The organism is Rhizorhabdus sp. GW822-FHT03C02 (genome assembly GCF_058801765.1).
Genome location: NZ_JBXANN010000003.1, coordinates 351835 through 370942 on the forward strand (window position 1 = coordinate 351835; position 19108 = coordinate 370942).

Consider the following 19108-nt stretch of genomic DNA (forward strand, 5'->3'; position numbering starts at 1 on the left):
AACGACAGGGTGCGATCGACGAACGGCAGGCGCCTGGACATTTGCTGCCGGTGGACTGGAGGGAGCCGGTGGTTCGGGCTATGATTCGGCCATGGCGCGCAGCGATCAGACCGAAATCCGCATGCGGATCGTCATCGACCGGCCGGTGACCGGCGTGCGCCATAGCTTGCAGGGCAAGGATGACGGGCCGCTCGATCCCAAGACATCGCTGGCCGGCGAGCCGCTGGCGTTCGATTTTCCGGTCCGCATCGCGGCCGGCCCCAAATTTTTCGGCGATCAGGTGCGGCGCGAGGGGCCGGTGCGCCGCTTCGTCTATATCCGGATCGGGCAGATGGCGGGCGATCCCGCATCGCCCTGGACCCGGCGGATGAAGATCGACATCCACGATATCCCGCAGGATCTGCTCGACCGCGCGGCCGGGGGCGGCGGCGTGCTCGAACTCCGCGTCGACGGCACCGGCAAGGACGGCACGCCCGCCTGCGCGACCCTGCCGGTGACGTCGCGAAAGATCCTATAGAGCATTTTCAAGTCAGGTGGAATCACCTGACGGCTCGGAAAATGCGGAAAACAAAGACAATTTAGAGCATGTCCTGATCAATCTGATCGGGACATGCTCTAACGCGGCTTGCGCGCGGCGGACGGTCAGGATGGCGCTTTCCGGAGCGGTTCGACGATCGCCGCGACATCATGTCCGCCTTCGCCGGCCCGGTCGGCCTCGACGAAGCGTTCGCGGGCGGCGCGTGCGAGCGACGAGGCGATCCCGACGCCGGCCATCGCTTGCGCCGCATAGCCGAGATCCTTCGCCATCAGCGGCACCAGGAAATGCGGATCATAGGCACGATCGAGCATGCGGCGGCTGACCGCCTTGACCAGCGGGCTGCCGGGGGCGCCATCGGCGAGCACCGACACCGCCTGTTCGATGTCGAGACCCTTTTTTTCGAGCATCGCCACCGCTTCCGCCAATCCGGCGACCTGCAGGCCGCACAGGAAATTGTTCGCCAGCTTGACGATCGCGCCGCTGCCGACCGGGCCGAGGTGCAGGATCGCGCCGGCCATCGCCTCGAGCGCCGGTCGCGCCGCGTCGAGGGTGTCGGCCTCGCCGCCGACCAGGAAGCGCAGCGCGCCGCTGGCGGCCTGGTCGCGGCTGCCGGTGACCGGCGCCTCGAGGAAGCGCAGGCCGCGCGCCTCGGCCTCGCCGGCGAGGGTCGCGATCCAGTCGACGGTCAGGGTGCTCGATTCGATCGCGATCGCGCCCGGCGCCATCGCCGCCATCGCACCGTCCGGGCCGGTCCATGCGCCGCGCGACGCATCGTCGTCGGCGAGCATGGCGATGACGATCGCGGCATCCTGCGCGGCGTCGGCCGGCGTGGCGGCGACGCGGGCGCCCTGCTCGGCGAAGGGGGCCGCGCGGGCCGGGCTGCGGTTCCACACCGCCACCTCATGCCCGGCCGCCAGCAATTGCCGGGCCATGCCGCCGCCCATCAGCCCGAGCCCGAGCACCGCCACCTTCATCACCGTCATCCGATCACCTTGAACCGCGCGAGGGCCGCTTCGTCGATCTCGAGCCCGAGGCCCGGCAGATCGTCGTCGAGGTCGATAGTGCCGCCCTCGGCCTGCGGTTCGCCCTTGAAGATATACCAGAACAGCTCGTTGCCGACCTCGACGTCGACCATCGGGAAATATTCGGCGATCGGCGAATTCAGGCTGGCCATCACCACATGATAATTGTGCATCTGCCCGGCGTGGGGGACGACCGGGATCGAATAGGCCTCGGCGAGCGCCTGGATCTTGCGCGCCGCGGTGATGCCGCCGACCCGGTTGGTGTCGAACTGGAAATAGTCGAGCGCCTTGGCCTCGATCATCTGGCGAAAGCCATAGCTGGTGAACTCATGCTCGCCCGCGGCGATCGGGGTCGTGCCGAAGCGGCGCAGCTCGCGATAGCCGTTGATGTCGTCGGGGATGATCGCCTCCTCGAGCCAGCGCAGGTTGAACGGTTCGATCAGCCGCATCATCCGCTTCGCATAATCGAGGCTCCAGCCCATATAGGCGTCGGCCATGATGTCGATCTCGTCGCCGACGGTTTCGCGCACGGTGCGGATCAGTTCGACATTGCGCGCCATGCCCTCGGCGCCGTCGATCGGCCCCCAGCCGAAGCGCAGCTTCATCGCCTTGTAGCCCTGCGCCTTGTAGCGCGCGGCCTCGGTCGCGAGCTCGTCGAGCGGGATCGAATAGAGCCGGCTGGCATAGACCGGGATCTTCGCCTTGGTGCGGCCGCCGAGCAGCTTGAACACCGGCTGTTTCGCGGCCTTGCCCATCAGATCCCACAAGGCGATGTCGAGCGCCGAGATCGCGACCAGCGCCACCCCCTTGCGGCCGAACGCCATCGTCTTGCGGTACATGTGCTGCCACAGGAACTCGCTGTCCCACGGATCCTGGCCGATCAGCAGCGGCGCCAGATAGAGGTCGATCATCTGCTTGGTCACCAGCGGCGCCAGCGCGGCATTGCCGATCCCGACCAGCCCGGCGTCGGTGAAGATCTCGACGATCAGCCAGCCATGGAAGGTGAAGGTACCCATCGTCTCGCGGGTCAGCAGCGGCGAGACCAGGTCCATCGGGTTGGTGCAGAAATGCGGCGGCAGCGGCACGGTCTCGCCTTCCCACTGGACGACGCGGGTGCGGATTTCGGTGATCTTCAAGACAGGACCTTTCCTGGGAAATCGAGGGACGAGATGCGGGGGATGGCAAGGCAGATCAGCGCGAAGGCGATCAGATGGAGGGTGGCGGCGGCGACCAGCACCGGGGTGTAGCCAAGCCCGGCGTCGAGCGCCCAGCCGGCGGCCTGGCCCATGACGATGCCGCCGAACGCGCCGCCGAGCCCGACCAGCCCGGCCAGCCGGCCGAGCGCGGCGCGCGGTGCCAGGTCGGTCGGCAGCGTCATCACCAAGGTCGACCAGCTCTGCTGCCCGAAAAAGGCAAGGCTGAAGAGCGCGATCACGACCGCGACCGAGCCGGCCGACGGCACCAGCATCACCCAGGGCATGCAGGCGGCGCTCAGCCCCAGCGCGATCTTGCGCGCGGCGTTGACCGACCGGCCCGACGACAGCAGCCGGCTCGACAGCCAGCCGCCGCACAGGCTGCCGACGCCCGACGCGGCATAGGGAATCCAGCCGATCGTCGCCGCCTGCTTGAGGTCGAAGCCATGCGCTTCGAACAGATATTTGGGCAGCCAGAACAGGTAGAAATACCAGGCGCCGTCGCTGAGGAACTTGGCGCCGACCACCCCGCGCACCTCGCGGCGGGCGAGCAGCTGGGCGATGGTCGGCGCCGGACCCGATGCCGAGGCCGAGGCGATGGCTTCCGCGGGATCGGCGGGGGGCAGCCGGTAGGTCGCGAACCACCAGAGCGACCACAGCAGGCCGAAGCCGCCGGTGACGAAGAACACCCAGCGCCAGCTCGCCAGCCCGAACCAGTCGCCATAAGTGAGGATCGCGGCGATCAACGGTGGCGCGATCACCGCGCCGATCGCGGTGCCGGCATTGACCAGCCCCATCGCCGCGGCGCGGTGGCGTGGCGCGAACCATTCGGCGATCGCGCGGGTGGCGGCGGGAAAGCCGCCGCCTTCGCCCATGCCGAGCAGCAGCCGGCTGGCCACCAGCGCGACGATGCCGCCGGCGATGCCATGGCTGGCGCAGGCGAGCGACCAGAAGATCATGATCGCCAGGAAGCCGCGCCGCGTGCCGATCCGGTCGAGCAGCCAGCCGCCGCCCAGATACATCAGCCCATAGGTCGCCAGGAACGCCGAATCGAGAAACGCCTTGGTCTGGTTGCCGATCGGGATGTCGGCCTCGATATGCTTGATCGCCCAGGGCAGGGTCTGGCGATCGAGATAGCTGATCGCGACCGCGACGGTGATCGTCACCGCGACCGTCCAGCGGGCGGCATGGAGGCGCGGGGCCATGTCCGGCGCCGCCGTCACCGCGGATCGAGCATGATCAGCGCGACGCCCTGCCGCGCGAGCCGGACGTCGATCGTCGCACCGCCCTTCGCGCGGGCGACGCCGACGCTCTCGGCCTGCATGCGCGACGCCGCCTCGAGCGCGGCATATTGGGTCGCGTCGGGCGACTGCGGCGATCCCATCGCCTGCCAGGCGGTGAAGGCGTTCGCATGCTGCGGATCGACCCGCCACAGCGTCGCCGCCGCCGGAACCCGGCGCAGGCCGGTCAGGCTGATGCGGATCTGCGCGTCGGGGCCGGCGACATCGTCGTCATGATAATGCCAGACCAGCAGCGCCAGCCTGCCGTCGGCGGTGCGGGTGGCGATCGTGCCGATATCGGCATCGCCCTGGACGCCGTCGGCGATGAGTTTGTCGAGCGGCACCTGCGCGCTGCTCGTGCTCGCCAGCCTCTCCTCGCCGAGCTGGGCGAACAGGCGAAACACGTTGAGCACCGGCAGGTCGACGCCGTTGGTGGCGAGCTGGCGATAGCCGGCGAACCAGGGCTGGTCCTCGAACTCGAACGACCAGGACACCACCCCTTCGAGATTGACCTTGCGCTTCTCGGCGAGCTCCCAGATCCGCGCGAAGCTGGCGGCGGTGTAGCTCGAATACATGGTGCCGTTGCGATAGGCGTTTTGCGGGCCCGGGCAGGCGGCGCAGCCCTCGGGATCGCTCTCGCCGATCACCACCGGCTTGGTGGCGAGGCTCGGGATCGACAGGACCTTGGTGAAGCCGCCGTCGGTCTCGCGCAGATGGGTGGCGATCCCCATCCGGACATGGCCGTCGACGAAGCTCGGCCGGCCCTTGGCGTGAAACGACAGGAAATCGGTCGGGGTGCCGGTCTCGCCGGTGGCGTAGTTGCGGCCCGACGACACATGCTTGAGGAAGCCGTCCATGAAGCTGCCGCCGGGGCCGGCGACGTCGGGCCCGCCGACCCGCGCGGTCGGCAGCGCGCGGCGGACGCCGGCGATCGCATAATCGTGGAGCTTGTAGAATTCCTCCGGCGTGCCCTGCCAGTAGAAGGTCGAATTGGGCTCGTTCCAGACCTCGAAATACCAGCGCTCGACCTCGGCGCGGCCATAGCGCTCGATATTGTGGAGGGTCCATTGATAGACCAGTTCGCCCCATTGGGCGTAGTCCTTGGGCGGATAGGTCCAGCCGGTGGCGATCAGCTTGTAATCGAAGCCCGGGCGCCAGCTGTGCTGATAGGGCATCCCCGCCGGCGCGCTCGACATCGCCTCGGGCGTGAAGCCGATCTGCAGATAGGGACGGATGCCGCGCGCCAGATAGGTGTCGATGATGCCGTCGACGACCTTCCAGTCATAGACCGGCTTGCCGTCTTTCGTCTCGGCATAAGCGTTGGTGCTGCCCCATTTGAACGCCGAGGTGCCGTCGCCGCTGCTCAGCAGGTTGTGCGCGCGGAAATAGACCTGCCCCGATTTGAGCGCGCCGAGTTCGACCAGCAGCTTGCGGCCGTCCTTCATCGTCGCATAGTTCGGCTCGTCGGCGCCGAAGAAGCGCCACACCGGCGGCAATTTGCCGGTGGGCCGATCGACCTGGACGCCGATCGCCACCGGCCGCGTCGTATCGGTCTGCGCCTGCACGGGCAGCGCGGCGAGCGCCGCAAGCATCGCGATCGCTTGGCTGATCTTCATCGAACATCCTCTCGGAACAGGGGAAAAGCGCGCCGTCACAGCCGGGCCCGGAAGCCCAGCGCAAAGGTCCGGGTGTAGAGGACGGTGTCGCGCGGATACAGCGTCGGGTCGTTGAACGAGGTCTGGTAGATGTTCTTCAGCACGTTGGTCGCGTCGAACACCACGGTGAATTTGGGGTTGATCTCATAGGAGAAGGACAGGTCGAGATTGCGGATTTGGCCGTTGGTGATGAAGTTGGGATTGACCCCGGTGAAATGCAGACCGGCATTATATTTGTCGCGCCAGACATAGGAGGCGCGCCCCGAAAAGCCGCTCTTCTCGTAGATCAGGGTGGCGGTCGCCGAATATTTCGAGACGTTCTGGAACGGGATGTCGAGATAGCCGGTGACCCCGGGCAGCGGCGACAGCGCCTTGTTCCTGCCGTCGATATAGGTGCCGTTGGCGCTGATCCCGAAACCGTCGAGCAGGCCCGGCAGCCCCTTGGGGAACAGGGTGAAACCGCCCTCGATCCCCTGCAGCCGGCCCGATCCCGAATTTTCCGGCCGGGTGATCTGGTAGACGCCGTTGTTGGCGCCGAGATAATCGATGGTGAAATTGCTGGTGACCGACTGGATGAAGCCGGTGACGTCGCGGCGGAAGATCGTCGCGGTGATCGAGCTCGACCGGTCGATATACCATTCGACCGACAGGTCATAATTGTTCGACCGCACCGGCTGCAGCTCGGCATTGCCGCTGCTGCCCGATCCGAACGGCTGCTGGCCGGGGATCGGCGGGGTCAGCGTCAGCGCGGGGTTGAGCTGGGCGAAGCTCGGCCGGGTGATCGTCTTGCTCGCCGCCGCACGCAGGAACAGCCGGTCGGTCAGCTTGTAGCGCAACGCGAGGCTGGGCAGCACGTCGGTGCCATGGTTGCTGATCGTCACCGGCGATGCCGCGCCGCGCAGCACCAGGAAGGCGTTTGAGGTGATGTCGGTCTTGATGACCCGCACGCCGATCTGCCCGTCGAGCCGACCGACCTCGATATTGCCCTGGACATAGCCGGCGTAATTCTTCTCGCCGATGTCGAAATGCTGGGTGTCCTGGAAGGCGGGATCGGCGGCGGCGAGCCCGAAGATCTGGCGCAGCGCGCCGATCCGGTCGAGCAGATAGTCGGTCGCCGGCGTTGCCCATTGGCTGGCATAGGGGCGCACGCCATCGTAGAAATCGCCGGGCGTCGTCGTCATCAACCCGACGATGCCGTTCGCCTTGATGCTGTAGCATTGCACCGCGCCGGTGGCCGAGCAGTTGACCGTCTGGGTGAACGAGTTCGACCGGGCGCTGCGCTTGCTGAGCCGCGCGCCGGCATCGATGCCCGAGAAGATCAGGAAGGGCGCCTGGTAGGAGACGTCGCCGCGCCACGTCTTCTCGGTGCCCGCGCCGACCGTCCGGGTGGTCGACAGCCGCGACAGATAATAGCGGTTGCGATCGGCGATATCGTCGTTGGGCAAAGTGAAATGCGGGGTGCCGCTGCCGTCGTTGAACACCGCATCGGTGCGCGAGGCGATGAAATCGACGTCGAGATTGTTGGCGATGTCGGTCGCGGTCGATCGTGTATAGGCGATCTCGCTCGACGCCTTCCAGTCGCCGGCCTTCCAGTCGCCGCCGAACGCGCCCTGCCAGCGATTGGCACGGTTGCTATAGGCCTGGCCGAACTGGGCGACGCGACCGCCGGCGATGCTGAGCGACTGGACCAGCTTGGTGTCGTCGACGAACTTGATCGGCGACAGCAAAGTACCGTTCATCGAGGTGAAGTTCTGGTTGCCGTTGCCGCGGTCGCGATAGCCGTAGAACAGGCCGTCGGCATGGAAGGTGAGGCGATCGTCGGGCGCCCATTGCAGCGTCGTGTTGACCGCGGGGCGGGTGCGCTTGCCGATCCGGTCGAATGCGCCGATCACGTCGGTGCGGAAAACCTTGGGATCGGTCGCGGCGGTGCCGCGCGGGTCGAGCGGGACGCCGGGGGTGTAGGGCGCGCGTGAATTATCGAGATTATAGCCGAAATAGCCGCCGCTGAAGATCGTCTCGTCGCGATAGCGGGTCTGGTGATAGGAGGCGCTGATCAGCGCGCCGAACTCGCCGATCCCGGTCGACCAGCGATTGCTGAGCAGCGCGCTGGCATAGGGATCGATCTTGTCGGGCTGCTCGCTATAGACCTCGCGCCCCGCCACCGCGAATTCGAGCCCCTTGAAATCGAACGGCCGGCGGGTGCGGACGTTGATCAGCCCGGCGATGCCGCCTTCGAGCTGGTCGGCCGAACGCGACTTGTAGACGTCGACCCCGGAGACCAGGTCGGCCGGAACGTCGGCCAGCGACAGCGAGCGCCCGGTGGTGCTGAAGATGTTGCGGCCGTTGATCAGCGTGACCACGTCGGGCAGGCCGCGGATCAGCACGGTCGCGGACTCGCCGCGCGCGCGGGGCGACACCTGGATGCCGGGGACGCGCTGGAGCGCCTCGACGACATTATTGTCGGGCAGCTTGCCGATATCCTCGGCGATCACCGAATCCACCAGCTGCTGCGCGTTGCGCTTGACGCTCTGCGCCGAGGACAGGCTGGCGCGCATACCGGTGACGATGATCGCCTCGGCCTCCGGCTCGGCCGCCGCCGGCTGTTCGGCCGGCGCCGCGCCCTGCGCGGCTTCGGCGGCATGGGCCGCCGCGCCCTGCACCATGGCGAACGCCAAAGCCGACATTCCCAGCAGATTCACATCCCGTCTCATGCTCGATCCCCTCCGACTCGTTTTTATTTCTCGTACTAGATGACGGACGATATCGCGCCATTCAAGCGGAAATTTCTGGCTGCTCGGATGATTGATGAATTTTTGCGGATTTATTCTCATACCAATTATCGCCGATATGCCCGCAAGTGGCTTGACGCGAGCGCAGAGACGGCGGAGCAAAGCGCGATGAGCGAGCCAGACGATCACCCGCTATCGCGCCCTGCGAGCAAGACCTCCCGGGCGGTGCACGACCGCATCGCCCATGATCTGGGGGTGGCGATCGTCGGCGGGCAGCATCAGCCCGGCGACATCCTGCCGGGCGAGGAGCGCTACAGCGCCGAACAGGGCGTGTCGCGAACCGCCTATCGCGAGGCGATCCGGGTGCTTTCGGCCAAGGGGCTGGTCCATAGCCGGACCAAGAGCGGCACCCGCATCAACGAGCGGCTGCTGTGGAACATGCTCGATCTCGACATCCTCGCCTGGACGTTCGAGGCCGGGCCGACCCCGGCGTTCATCCGTGACATCTTCGAACTGCGGATCGTCGTCGAGCCCGCGGCGGCGCAGTTCGCGGCGCTGCGCCGCGACGCGCAGGATATTTCGCGGATGGGGCATGCGCTCGAGGAAATGCGACGCTTCGGCCTGCAGACCCCGGAAGGACGCGCCGCCGACCAGGCGTTCCACCGGCTGATCCTGCTGGCCACGCGCAACGAATCGCTGATCACCCTGTCGACCTCGGTCGCGGCGGTGGTAGCCTGGACCACGCGGTTCGCGCGCGACGAACGCCAGGAATCGCGCGACCCGATGCCCGACCATGACGCGGTGTTCGATGCGATCATGCGCGGCGACGACGAACTGGCGCGCCAGAAGATGCTCGCGCTCATCCGCAACGCGTCGCGCGACGCCGGCATGCTTTAGCGGCGAGGCCTATCCATTTCTCATACCAGAGTCGACCGCTCGCCCGGGGGCGGCACTGCACGTGCCTCATTCCCGAAAGGGCAGGGATCACCTCAGAACGGCAACCACTTCGATTCCTTGGTGATGTTCATATAGCCGACATTGACCCCGAGCCGCCAGCCGACGCCGAGGCGGATCGGGATCAGCACGACGTCGCCGCGGCGCAGATAGGAGGCGGTGAAGCCGCCGACGACATAGGCAGTGCCTTCGGCCTGCGGGAAGCGGTGGAAGACATCGGCGCTGTCGTAGAGATTATAGACGAGCACGAAGCTCTTCGACCCGTTGGCGCCGAGATCGAAGCCCACCGACGGCCCGGTCCAGAAGATCGGCATCTGCCCCTCGACCTTATGGAACAGCGTGCCCGAGCCATAGCGCAGGCCGACCACCAGCGCGCCGCTGACCTCGCGGCCGGCGATATAGGCGTTGGGGCGGCCCTGATCCTTGAGGATTTTCTCGATCATCTTGGCGAGCCCCTCGGCACCCTTGCCGAACACGCCCTCGGCCGCCGACACGACATCGTCCTGCGCATAGGTGCCGTTCTGCGCGGCGTCGGCCGCCTGGGCGCGGGTGCTAACCGGCGGGGTGGGCTGGTCGGCGACCTGCGCGGCCGCGGCGTCGGTCGAGTTGGCGGGGGCAGGGGCCGATTCGGTCGCGGGCGCGCGCGGCGCGACCCGGGTGCCGTAATTGGCCTCGCTCGCCGGCACCGGCGCGAGGTCGCTTGCCGTGTTCGGATCGACCGTCTGCACCTGCGCGGAGGCGATGCCGGTCCAGCCGATCGCCAGCACGACCGCGCCGAAAAGCCCCAAATTGCCCCGCATCACCCAGTCTCCGCCCATGATTTCCGATATTCCGCCCCTGATTAACCGCGCTTTGCCTGTCGCTGCAATGAACGGCCATCCGATTTTCGTCGGAACCATGCACTGGTCCGTTGATCAGCGCCCCGCTCCTCGCTATAGCCCGCGCTCTGCCTTCCCGGAGACGTGGGTGAGTGGCTGAAACCAGCGGTTTGCTAAACCGCCGTACCGAGCTATCGGTACCGAGGGTTCGAATCCCTCCGTCTCCGCCAAAACGGCCGCCGCCGGCGGTCGCCGCAGGCCAGGAAACCTTGATTTTCCAGCGTTTTTTGCTATAGTTTCTGCATATCCGGCCACGCGAGTTCGCCATCGTTCACGATCGAATGTGGTATCCCGTGTGGCACGGAGGTTCGAAACTGTGGCATCGAGAAGCTATGCTGACGGACGCACGCCTCAAGGCGGCCAAGCCTCGCGCAAAGCCGTACAAACTGGCTGATTCTGGCCGCCTATATGCGCTTGTCTCGCCAGCCGGCGGTCGTCATTGGCGCATGAACTATCATTACGGGAAGAACGCAAAAGGCGCGCCAGCTGAGAAAACGTTGAGTTTCGGCTCCTACCCAGCAATCTCGCTCGCCGAAGCCCGGAAAATGCGAGACGCGGCAAAAGCCTGCCTGGAGCATGGCAAGGACCCTGCGGTGGAGAAACGAATCGCGGCAAGGGCTCAGGTCATTGCAAACGAAAATACGCTCCAACTCGTGTGCGATGCCTGGTTCGAGTTGAACAGTGGATGGTCGCTCGAGAAATTACGCGAGTGGCGTACCGCCCACCGTGGCAAGCTTAACCCTAATCATGCGCCACATTGGACCGTCGACCCGCACGGTCGTTGGTCTAACCAGCACGGTATCGACGTCATCACTTCTCTCGAACGGGACATCTATCCGGCAATTGGTAACCTGCCGATCAGCACGATTAGAGCGTCGACGATCCTCAACGCACTGCGGGCCGTCGAACGTCGAGGCGCGATCGAAACCGCGCATCGCCTTCGACAGCGGATGGAGGCGGTCTTTGCCTACGGCATCGCTGCCGAAATTTGCGACAGCAACCCGGCTGCAGGCTTGGGTGCCGCGCTGAGGGAAGTGCCTCGCTCCAAAAAGCAGCCGTCGATCATCGATCGCCTCGAGACCCAGGACCAACGGATCGCGGCTGTCAGGCAGTTGTTGATCGACTGCCTTGCCGAGCGCACGCGGGCGATCACGAAGTTTGCGCTCATCGTGCTGGCGCTGACGAACGTGCGCCCGGGCGAACTGGCCGGCGCCGAGTGGTGCGAGTTCGACTTGGATGCGCACGAGCCATATTGGCGCATTCCCGCGGCGCGAATGAAGGGCGAGAAGAAGCGCAAGGCCGATGAACTGGCCGATCACTTTGTACCGCTGGCCTGGCAAACCGTGGAGGTTCTTCGAGTCGCCATGCGCCTTACCGGGCGTTTCCGGCTATGCTTCCCGAGCGAGCGGCACGTCCACAAGCAGATGTCGGAAAACACGTTACGCGAGTTGCTCATCAGGGCCGGTTATTATCAACGGCATGTGCCACACGGTTTCCGCGCCGCCTTTTCAACGACAATGAACGAGCGGCCTGCTGAACTCAGGCTCGAAGGGGATCGGGATGTGATCGACCTCATGCTCGCGCATACCCCGGAGCAGAAATCCGGATCCGAAAGTGCCTACAATCGGGCGGTCCACATGCCGAGACGCCGAGAACTGGCGCAAGAATGGGCGGACATGATCTATTCGGATTTTTGGCCGGCTGAAATCTACCTCGATCAGCCTATTCGCTGGGCCGCCACTGGGCCGGGAAAGCCGAGGTAGAAGTTTGCCACAGCGATGACAGTCAGTTCGCTATTATCTCTGCGTAGCGACCCAGTCGCGCACTTCCCTTTCGCTCCACCGGGAAGCACACCCGCCGGGCTTGAAGCGCCGCGGAAAGCCGTTCTCTCGCTCCAAGCGGTATATCATCGTCTTTCCGAGACCGACGATGGCTTTGACCTCGTCGAGCTTGAGGAGGCGGTCACCTTCGAAAATCGCTGCCATCTTTTACCCCATAGGAGCACAATCAGCTCGTGAACGAAGCGCACGGCACGTGCGGAACGAAGAGGCCCTGATGATAAATCGTGGGCGGCTGATACAGAAGTGCCGTCTTGGCGCATGGAGAAGAACCACAGCGCAATCCCATCGCCGAGGCTTAAAAAGAAACTGCGGAGCGGGAGGGATTCGTAGGCTGACGCCTACCGACCTGATCCCAAAGCAAATCCCAACCGAGACTTGGGCCTTCCCACATCTCTTCCCACGCCCGACCCGACATACATCGGATCGACTGGATTTATAGTATGATCGACGGGTGATCGTGTGTCCAGAGATGTCCATCCGCGTGCGCTTACGGCCTGACCGGGGGGCATCTCGCGGCTAAGTTCATCCGCTCGCCAACTTCGCACTCCCAACGGACGCCATCGCACGCGATTCTGTGCGCTCGCAGGGCGAGCAACTCCGCCCCAAAGAGCGCGGCGCAGATTTGAGGGTTAATTTTTGACTGGTTTGGGCTGACGCGGCGTGCGCTTTGATGCTGCGACCGGCGCGGCAGCTGCAGCGGCCTTCGTTTGCCGACCCTTCTGGCCCAACCCGATCTTGTGCGCCATTTCACGGCGCGCGATCGAATAGTTCTCGGCGACCATCGGATAATCCGCCTTGAGATTATAGCGCTGGCGATATTCCTCAGGACTCAATCCATGAGTTGAAAGATGGCGGCGCAAGGTCTTATAGGGCTTGCCGTCGATGAGCGAAACGATGTGATCCTTTGACGCGAGCGATTTACGCACCGTCACAGCTGGCGCGAAATCTTCGACAGGTGCCACCTCGCTCGGCGCTTCGGCGTAGACAGATGACACGCCTGCCAATTCGTTAATCGTCGCATGCATCGTGCGCAGGAAGGCGGGCACATCTTCAGCGACGACGCGATTGTTCTGATTACCAAGCCAAGCGATCGTAAGTTCAGTCGCGAGCTCTACCGCGTTCAAAGTGGCTTCGTCCGTCATGAGGGCTCCTGATGTTCCGGGGGCACTGAGCAGCGCCATTACTCGGCATTACCATTGGCAGGTCATTATACTTCGCCGCGGCCGAAGCAAGTGGCCGTTCTGGATCAAGCACCCTACCATCCCCGCTGGCGCCAGGGCACCCGCGTGTTCATCAGCGCCGCTTGGTTCGGGACTGTGAATCGTGCGTCGTGATCCGCAGTGACGTCATCTCGCTCAAGGCGCCACCCTAGGTGGAGCGCCAAGCTTGAACGAAGCTACCTTCGGGCCGATATCGACCAGACATCGCCGTTCTTTCTGGTGACTTGAACGTCCGGAAATGACAATAGCGGCCGAACTAGCTTCATAAAGCTGTGAGACGGCAAGCGACCGACACCCGGTCGCTCCCGGATGGGGCATCGAAGGACCGCTCCCCATACCGGGCAATGCGCGTCCAGAGAAATAAAAGCCGACAGAATGCATCTCAACCGTTTGGCTTTCTACCAAGCCACCAAAACCGGGACCTCCATTTGTCTGATATGCCACGATCAAAGTTATCCAGACCTCTGATAATAACGTATATTGGTCCCGCATATAGAACGATCCAGGGAAGCAAGTCACGGCTCGGCTCGGCATTGAAATGGGCCAGTGCCAAAAGTCCGACGAAAATTTCGATCGCGCCATAAAACCATCTGCAACACTTTCGAAGATAAAACAGCCCAACAGAGAGCATGATACCAAATGTTAGCATCCATCTTCCGTGGGAGGTTGTGAACTGCCATAAGGCGCTGATCTCCGGGAACTGAATGACCGTCCAGAGTGCCAAACCTGCAAGAGCATACGAGGCTATTACAAATGGGAGAATAACCAATAGCCTCGCGACGGAACCTGCTATGGAGTTAGACTTCCTGTTAAACCACTCGCTCGGAAAAAGAAAAATCACAAGAGCGAGGCCGAAAATTGCGTATTCAAATCTGTCATCCATGATCACCGACCCTGTCTCGTATCGATTTATAACGCTATCTTAGCAGCTACTTTCCTATCGCCAACAGGTGTGAGTGCTTCGCTTGCTGTTTGGTCGGCAGCATAATCATCGGGCCTGCTGATCGGCGACTTAGGACGGTCTACGAACGGAGGCCCGGACCGCCGCGTCAGCTCAACCGCATGGTCGATCAAGTCTGCTGCCGGACATATGGCCGGCGAGCGTCGGAAGTTCCGCTATACGCAGTTCAAGGCGGATGTGGTGCAGCACCTCAGGACCCGCTTCGGCAGCGGCGTCACGCCGGGAAAGAAGGCGGTGTATGTGCCGGGCTCCGGCGGCTGGCGCGACTGCGACGTTCTGCCATGTGCCGAGCTGCGCCGCTATACGCGGTTCAAGAGCCATTCGGATCGGTCGTTCGAGACCGGCATCTGCTTCTGGACTCCGGACGGCACGCGCATCATCAACTCTCCGAAGCAGCATTCCGCAAACGCGACGGCCAAACATCAGGCGACGGCGAGCTGGTTCAAGCCGGTGGTGCGCATCCTCAGGGACATGCGCAACCGCATTGCCGACCAAGGCTATCTGACGGTCGGGTCGGCGCCATCCTATTTCCTGGAAGGGATGCTCTACAACGTCCCGAATGGAAATTTCGGGCGGAGCTATCAGGACACGATGGCGAACGCGATCGACTGCTGGTCGCCTGCGACCGATCGAGCCTGCTATGCGCGAACGAGCCTTATTACCTGTGCCATCCGACGTCGCCGGTGACGTGGCGCGCCGAGCAGCTTCAAGCCTATCTCGATGCGGTGAAGCGGTTCTGGCACGATTGGTAAGGTGCGCGACGCCGGCTCGGGCTCGCGCATGGTGCTGGAGTGCCACGTCGAGCCCGTGGCGCCGCCTGGACCGGTAGGGCCGAGCCTCCTCCCGCTTCTTTCGAGAAGCTGGTTATGACGTTGAGCAAGCTGCAAGTGTCGATCATAAGCGAGTTGGGGATGAAAGGCGGTCTGATCGAGGGGCTGCCGGTCCGGCCTGGCGTGGACAATGAAACGGTGGAGCAGGCGATCGGGTGGCTGGTCAAGCGCAGGTATGTGACCGTGGTCAGCACACCCAATCAGAACAGCTATTTGGGCAAGGACGTCGGCGATCTGCGGCTGCTGCCGTTCGGCGTCGGGTATCTCAGGACGCTGCGATAGCGTAGGCCTGCGGAGGAATATGCGATGAGCGAGAGCGAACCGGAGCGGAGCTACACCAACGGGCTCTTTATTTCACAGGAGGGCAAGGGCATCCCTTATTGGGGAGATGGCGTGCTGCGCGACGATGGCGATGCCAATTACGGGTTCAAGAACTTGAAGGGGCATCCCGAGCGCCTGGCCGCAATCCCCGAGCTGCAACGAGACGAGGCATTACGGGATTGCGTGACGCTGCTGAACGAGGCGGGTTCGGCGTTCGGCACGATCGGTTGTGTCAGCGCGCCCGTCACCGATCCGCAAGGGCATAGGGTTTCGGGCTATATCGAGTTCGCTTTCGATTCTGCGGAGCAGATCGCCGACGCCGGCAACTATTTTCCGGCCTTCTTCCACTTTGATGCCGCCTTGAACCGGGTCAAGTTCGACGACAAGGTTCACTTCCATTGGGAGCTGATGGGTGCGACGTTCCGACACACAGATTCACCCGGCTTCACCATGACGGTGACGGTGAACACGGGCTGGTATGAGACGGCAGAGAATGCCGGCATCGCCTGGGCGAACGGCATCGATTTCCTCGCCGGCTTCCTGCGTCATATCCCGTCGGCGGGGGGCGCACCGATCTTCGTCGACGCCTGATCCTCGACGAGCTTGCTGCGGCGTTCGAGCGTGATGGCGGTCTCGCCGGCGCGATAGCGGGCCATTGCCTCGACGCGTGCCTCGTCGGCGGCTGTCTCGAGTTGCGCCATCTGGGCGGGCGTCAATGTCGCATCCTTGCCGCACGCGTCGCATGTCCGGGCTGCGCGCACGTCCGCGAACGCGATGTCGATTCGCTCTCCGCAATCGCAGGTGATGCCGATTGGCTGAAAGGTGATGGTCGGCTCGAACTCGGCCTCTGACAGGGGCATAGGCGGGGCTCGGCTTCGGCCAAGCCCCATTGCTGGGGTATAATGCATGATCGCACTTTATGACCGCGTCTAGCCACAGCGGATCATCGACCTTCATCGAATCACCGACGTCTACGCATCGCGGAAAAGCGATGATTCTCCGGATGTCCGGCGCGTCGAAATTGGCGGCGATGCGGAGATCGAACTTGATCGCGCATGAAATGGACCGCCTCATGGCGCGCGCCGTCCAGTTGCTGCCGCCGAGTCAGGGACCGCAATCGTCTAAGCGGCTTTTGATCCCGCCGATTGCCGGGGTGGCTGTGTCGGGATATGCCGCCGTTATCCGCCAAGGGTGGTCGCCGACCCTGCCGTCGATGCTGGCGAAGACGAGGGGCTATTGTCGTGCTTCCCCTCGGTCCACGCCGACCACCGCTGCGGCGAGTTCTTCTCCGAAGCTCAGTCCATGGGAACCTGCTGAGATGCGCCCGCTCTTCGATCTCGATCTCGTCGCCGCCTGGGACGCCTATGAAGCGGCCCGACTAGGACAGGCCCGCATGGAGCGTGAAGGTGTTCCGTCGGCTGCGATGATGGCGAAGGGATTGGAGGCGGGCGCACTGCATAGGGAGTTCTTGGCTTTGTCGTATCGACCCTCAAACCGCGGTCGGCCGCGGCTGATCGAGTGCGCCCGCGGTGAATAGCGAGCAAGGCTCCGACAAAGCGCTAACCCTTATTCATGCGAGCGAGAATTTGCTTCTCGCCTCATCGATGGCCTCGGACATCAGTGCATCCGGTGAATGCAGGCGAGCCTCCCAATTTTCGCCATCTGGTCCGGCCTTCTTCCATCTCAATATGGTCGGATGCAACACCATGCCGGTAAAACTCGGTCCCGCGGCGAGCATTTTATATCGAGCGGCCAGCCAGTCGCTTAGCTCGGCCTCAGTCTTAACTTCTCTCGACATTATGGAGCGCTCCGGATGTGTGGGTGTGCATATGTCGGATCGGGTCGCGCAAGACGCAAGCACCGCCGACGCGCTGATGAGGCCGATTAGCTATGTCTGACCCTATGGAAGATTTGATCGAGCAGGCCCTGATCGCCGGTGGCATCCGCTATCAAAGGGAGGGGAGAATAAAAGGCGCCAAGCTCCCGCTCGACTTCTACCTTCCCGATCTCGATCTCCACATTGAGGTAAAGCGCTTCCACAGCGAGCGCATCGCCGGTCAAATGGCGCGCGCACCAAATGTGATTGCCGTTCAAGGCGAGGCCAGCATTCGCTTTCTTGCGGCCTTACTTTCTAGCGGACGCGTGAAATGAGCGTGGCGCAGATCTGCCTCGCGGTCGCGTTCCACGACGTTGACGGCCCGATCCACTGCGCGAGCGGCGAGAAGATCCGGCTGCAGGTAATCGGCGCCCTCGAGACGGACGGTCGCGCCCGCCCGGGTCAGCCGTCGATTATGGGCGATCCATGGGCGCAGCGTCGCAGCATGGCGCGCGTGATGGGCGCGACGGTCGCGCGCGAGGACATGGATAAGACCGGCCGGCCGCATCTGTCGGGCCAGGCATGGTTGGCGAAACCCGTACGCCTCGTCTGCACGCCGACTGGCAAGAGCCACAAGCGGATCACATTGTGATTTTCGAGGATACCGGCCAGCGCTACGACGAAGATCAGGCCGGACGTATCTTTCGCAGGATCCGCGATGCCGCCGGGCTACCGAAAAAGATGACGCTAACCAGCTATCGCCATGGCTGCGCGACCGAGGTGGGCGATGCCGGCGTCTATGACATCCGGCCGGTATCAGGCCATAAGACGCTGCAATAGACCGCGACCTATTACAAGGCGACTAAGGCAAAGGCCCGCTCGGCAGGCGGGCGCAAGCGAGCTTACATAAACGCTAGTTGAGCGTACTCAGCCCCAGAACCTTTGCAGCTATGAGTGCGTGAACCTTCGAACGCGCCTCACTAACGTTGCCTTTTGCTAGAGTAACAAAATCGATCGCGTTGCTTAGATTATCGTTCGCGATGCTCCTATGAACATCTTTCAACTCGAAAGGTATGGGTGTGCCGGAAGATACAAAGATCTTAGCCGCCGAAATTGCCTTCTCGGCATCTTCAATGATCAGATCGACATGCCGAGGGTTGATCTCTGTATGAAACGTGTCCCCAGGCGTCGAGTTTAGTACAAATCCTGCGGCCGCGATCAGGGCTTCGTCTACCCCGATCATTCCGAAATTCTTCTTCTGAAACATCCACCATGATGCTGCGAGGGAATACGGGTCCTCGTCATCTTCGAGCCGGTAAAGCGACACATCCTTCGAGTCCGCCGGCGGAAGAAACGCACGAAGAGCGAACAATGGAACAGGCTTACCATCGATCCAGTTCATCATAGCACTCCGCCATGCGCTCGCGTCGTCCACAAATCGGACGAGTAGCGTCACGAGTTGGCCGACCGAAGAGCAGACTGCATGATCACCTTAGCGATGCGGTTGGTTTCTCGCTCGACTATCGCTGGCAAGAGTGCGGTTGCCCTGCTCGCGTCTGCTGCTGAGAGCGCTCTAGCTGCCGCGGCTCTAATCGTTACGGACGGGGAACCCAAGGCTCGCGCGGCAGCATCGGCAACCGCTTCAGATGCCTGTCCGTAATCAGCTGCGGTGTCGAACAACTCCCCCCAAACATCGGCCTCATCATCAGCCCTATATGCCGCAAAAATCCCATCATCGAAGATCGAGGACGCCGGCTCCTGCTCGGGGACGTTACCGATTTCCGATATTATCGAGCGAATGACGGATCTGACTTGGTCTAGCCCAGCCTCAAGCGTTTCGATGCGCACTTCGACGGGGGGCACGCGGCTT

22 protein-coding genes and 1 tRNA gene are annotated in these 19108 nt (G+C 63.4%); 11 read left to right on the top strand and 12 right to left on the bottom strand.

Going from position 1 to position 19108, the window contains the following annotated elements:
* Nucleotides 1–91: 91 nt before the first annotated feature.
* Complete coding sequence (locus AC1RM6_RS11480) at nt 92–517, top strand: DUF5990 family protein (RefSeq protein ID WP_493101223.1); 426 nt, start codon at nt 92–94, stop codon at nt 515–517.
* Nucleotides 518–642: 125 nt separating this feature from the next.
* On the opposite strand, the gene AC1RM6_RS11485 is transcribed toward AC1RM6_RS11480, so the two are convergent.
* From AC1RM6_RS11485 to AC1RM6_RS11505, 5 genes are read right to left on the bottom strand one after another with little or no spacing between them, the layout of a single operon-like run.
* A complete protein-coding gene (locus AC1RM6_RS11485; RefSeq protein WP_493101225.1) occupies nt 643–1521 on the bottom strand; it encodes an NAD(P)-dependent oxidoreductase in 879 nt (292 codons plus the stop codon).
* On the bottom strand, nt 1518–2696 hold the full coding sequence (locus AC1RM6_RS11490) for an L-rhamnonate dehydratase (protein ID WP_493101227.1): 1179 nt from the start codon (nt 2694–2696) through the stop codon (nt 1518–1520). The genes AC1RM6_RS11485 and AC1RM6_RS11490 overlap by 4 nt, the downstream gene beginning before the upstream one ends.
* Complete coding sequence (locus AC1RM6_RS11495; protein ID WP_493101229.1) at nt 2693–3958, bottom strand: MFS transporter; 1266 nt, start codon at nt 3956–3958, stop codon at nt 2693–2695. The genes AC1RM6_RS11490 and AC1RM6_RS11495 overlap by 4 nt, the downstream gene beginning before the upstream one ends.
* A 14-nt stretch (nt 3959–3972) precedes the next feature.
* Complete coding sequence (locus tag AC1RM6_RS11500; protein WP_493101231.1) at nt 3973–5649, bottom strand: GH39 family glycosyl hydrolase; 1677 nt, start codon at nt 5647–5649, stop codon at nt 3973–3975.
* Nucleotides 5650–5684: 35 nt separating this feature from the next.
* A complete protein-coding gene (locus AC1RM6_RS11505; RefSeq protein ID WP_493101233.1) occupies nt 5685–8399 on the bottom strand; it encodes a TonB-dependent receptor in 2715 nt (904 codons plus the stop codon).
* Nucleotides 8400–8585: 186 nt separating this feature from the next.
* Between AC1RM6_RS11505 and AC1RM6_RS11510 the strand changes: the two genes are divergently transcribed.
* Nucleotides 8586–9314, top strand: a complete 729-nt coding sequence (locus AC1RM6_RS11510; protein ID WP_493101234.1) for a FadR/GntR family transcriptional regulator — start codon at nt 8586–8588, stop codon at nt 9312–9314.
* A 92-nt stretch (nt 9315–9406) separates the two neighbouring features.
* Here the strand turns inward: AC1RM6_RS11510 and AC1RM6_RS11515 are convergent, their stop codons facing one another.
* Nucleotides 9407–10171, bottom strand: a complete 765-nt coding sequence (locus AC1RM6_RS11515) for a DUF1134 domain-containing protein (protein ID WP_493101236.1) — start codon at nt 10169–10171, stop codon at nt 9407–9409.
* A gap of 156 nt (nt 10172–10327) precedes the next feature.
* Between AC1RM6_RS11515 and AC1RM6_RS11520 the strand changes: the two genes are divergently transcribed.
* Nucleotides 10328–10419 (top strand) — tRNA-Ser (locus tag AC1RM6_RS11520).
* 162 nt (nt 10420–10581) lie between these two features.
* The gene (locus AC1RM6_RS11525; protein WP_493101238.1) at nt 10582–12012 is read left to right on the top strand and encodes a tyrosine-type recombinase/integrase; all 1431 of its coding nucleotides are present in this window, start codon (nt 10582–10584) and stop codon (nt 12010–12012) included.
* Nucleotides 12013–12045: 33 nt separating this feature from the next.
* On the opposite strand, the gene AC1RM6_RS11530 is transcribed toward AC1RM6_RS11525, so the two are convergent.
* The 3 genes from AC1RM6_RS11530 to AC1RM6_RS11540 form a co-directional block, all read right to left on the bottom strand.
* Nucleotides 12046–12234, bottom strand: a complete 189-nt coding sequence (locus AC1RM6_RS11530) for a helix-turn-helix transcriptional regulator (RefSeq protein ID WP_493101240.1) — start codon at nt 12232–12234, stop codon at nt 12046–12048.
* Nucleotides 12235–12719: 485 nt separating this feature from the next.
* Nucleotides 12720–13232 carry a Ros/MucR family transcriptional regulator gene (locus tag AC1RM6_RS11535; RefSeq protein ID WP_493101242.1) on the bottom strand — a complete coding sequence of 171 codons (513 nt, stop codon included), beginning with the start codon at nt 13230–13232 and terminating at the stop codon, nt 12720–12722.
* Between the two features lie 460 nt (nt 13233–13692).
* Nucleotides 13693–14193 (bottom strand): hypothetical protein, encoded by a 501-nt coding sequence (locus AC1RM6_RS11540; protein WP_493101244.1) that lies wholly within the window; start codon nt 14191–14193, stop codon nt 13693–13695.
* A gap of 207 nt (nt 14194–14400) precedes the next feature.
* Between AC1RM6_RS11540 and AC1RM6_RS11545 the strand changes: the two genes are divergently transcribed.
* The 3 genes from AC1RM6_RS11545 (at nt 14401) to AC1RM6_RS11555 (ending at nt 16013) form a co-directional block, all read left to right on the top strand.
* On the top strand, nt 14401–14958 hold the full coding sequence (locus AC1RM6_RS11545; RefSeq protein WP_493101246.1) for a nucleotidyltransferase-like protein: 558 nt from the start codon (nt 14401–14403) through the stop codon (nt 14956–14958).
* 179 nt (nt 14959–15137) lie between these two features.
* Entirely contained in the window at nt 15138–15383 is a 246-nt protein-coding gene (locus tag AC1RM6_RS11550; protein ID WP_493101248.1) for a hypothetical protein, read from the top strand.
* Between the two features lie 24 nt (nt 15384–15407).
* Entirely contained in the window at nt 15408–16013 is a 606-nt protein-coding gene (locus AC1RM6_RS11555) for a hypothetical protein (protein ID WP_493101250.1), read from the top strand.
* Here AC1RM6_RS11555 and AC1RM6_RS11560 read toward each other — a convergent pair.
* Nucleotides 15968–16282 (bottom strand): hypothetical protein, encoded by a 315-nt coding sequence (locus tag AC1RM6_RS11560; RefSeq protein WP_493101251.1) that lies wholly within the window; start codon nt 16280–16282, stop codon nt 15968–15970. The two genes, AC1RM6_RS11555 and AC1RM6_RS11560, sit on opposite strands and share 46 nt — an antisense overlap.
* Before the next feature lie 59 nt (nt 16283–16341).
* Between AC1RM6_RS11560 and AC1RM6_RS11565 the strand changes: the two genes are divergently transcribed.
* Complete coding sequence (locus AC1RM6_RS11565) at nt 16342–16959, top strand: hypothetical protein (RefSeq protein ID WP_493101253.1); 618 nt, start codon at nt 16342–16344, stop codon at nt 16957–16959.
* A 33-nt stretch (nt 16960–16992) separates the two neighbouring features.
* Here the strand turns inward: AC1RM6_RS11565 and AC1RM6_RS11570 are convergent, their stop codons facing one another.
* Nucleotides 16993–17220, bottom strand: a complete 228-nt coding sequence (locus AC1RM6_RS11570) for a hypothetical protein (protein ID WP_493101254.1) — start codon at nt 17218–17220, stop codon at nt 16993–16995.
* Nucleotides 17221–17312: 92 nt separating this feature from the next.
* Between AC1RM6_RS11570 and AC1RM6_RS11575 the strand changes: the two genes are divergently transcribed.
* From AC1RM6_RS11575 to AC1RM6_RS11585, 3 genes are read left to right on the top strand one after another with little or no spacing between them, the layout of a single operon-like run.
* A complete protein-coding gene (locus AC1RM6_RS11575) occupies nt 17313–17573 on the top strand; it encodes a hypothetical protein (protein ID WP_493101256.1) in 261 nt (86 codons plus the stop codon).
* Nucleotides 17570–17890: a hypothetical protein gene (locus tag AC1RM6_RS11580; protein WP_493101258.1), complete on the top strand. Its 321-nt coding sequence runs from the start codon at nt 17570–17572 to the stop codon at nt 17888–17890. Before AC1RM6_RS11575 ends, AC1RM6_RS11580 begins: the two co-directional genes overlap by 4 nt.
* Complete coding sequence (locus AC1RM6_RS11585) at nt 17887–18078, top strand: hypothetical protein (protein WP_493101260.1); 192 nt, start codon at nt 17887–17889, stop codon at nt 18076–18078. The genes AC1RM6_RS11580 and AC1RM6_RS11585 overlap by 4 nt, the downstream gene beginning before the upstream one ends.
* A 73-nt stretch (nt 18079–18151) precedes the next feature.
* Here AC1RM6_RS11585 and AC1RM6_RS11590 read toward each other — a convergent pair whose 3' ends face one another.
* Nucleotides 18152–18640, bottom strand: coding sequence for a hypothetical protein (locus AC1RM6_RS11590; RefSeq protein ID WP_493101262.1), 489 nt, complete (start codon nt 18638–18640; stop codon nt 18152–18154).
* Nucleotides 18641–19108: the final 468 nt, after the last annotated feature.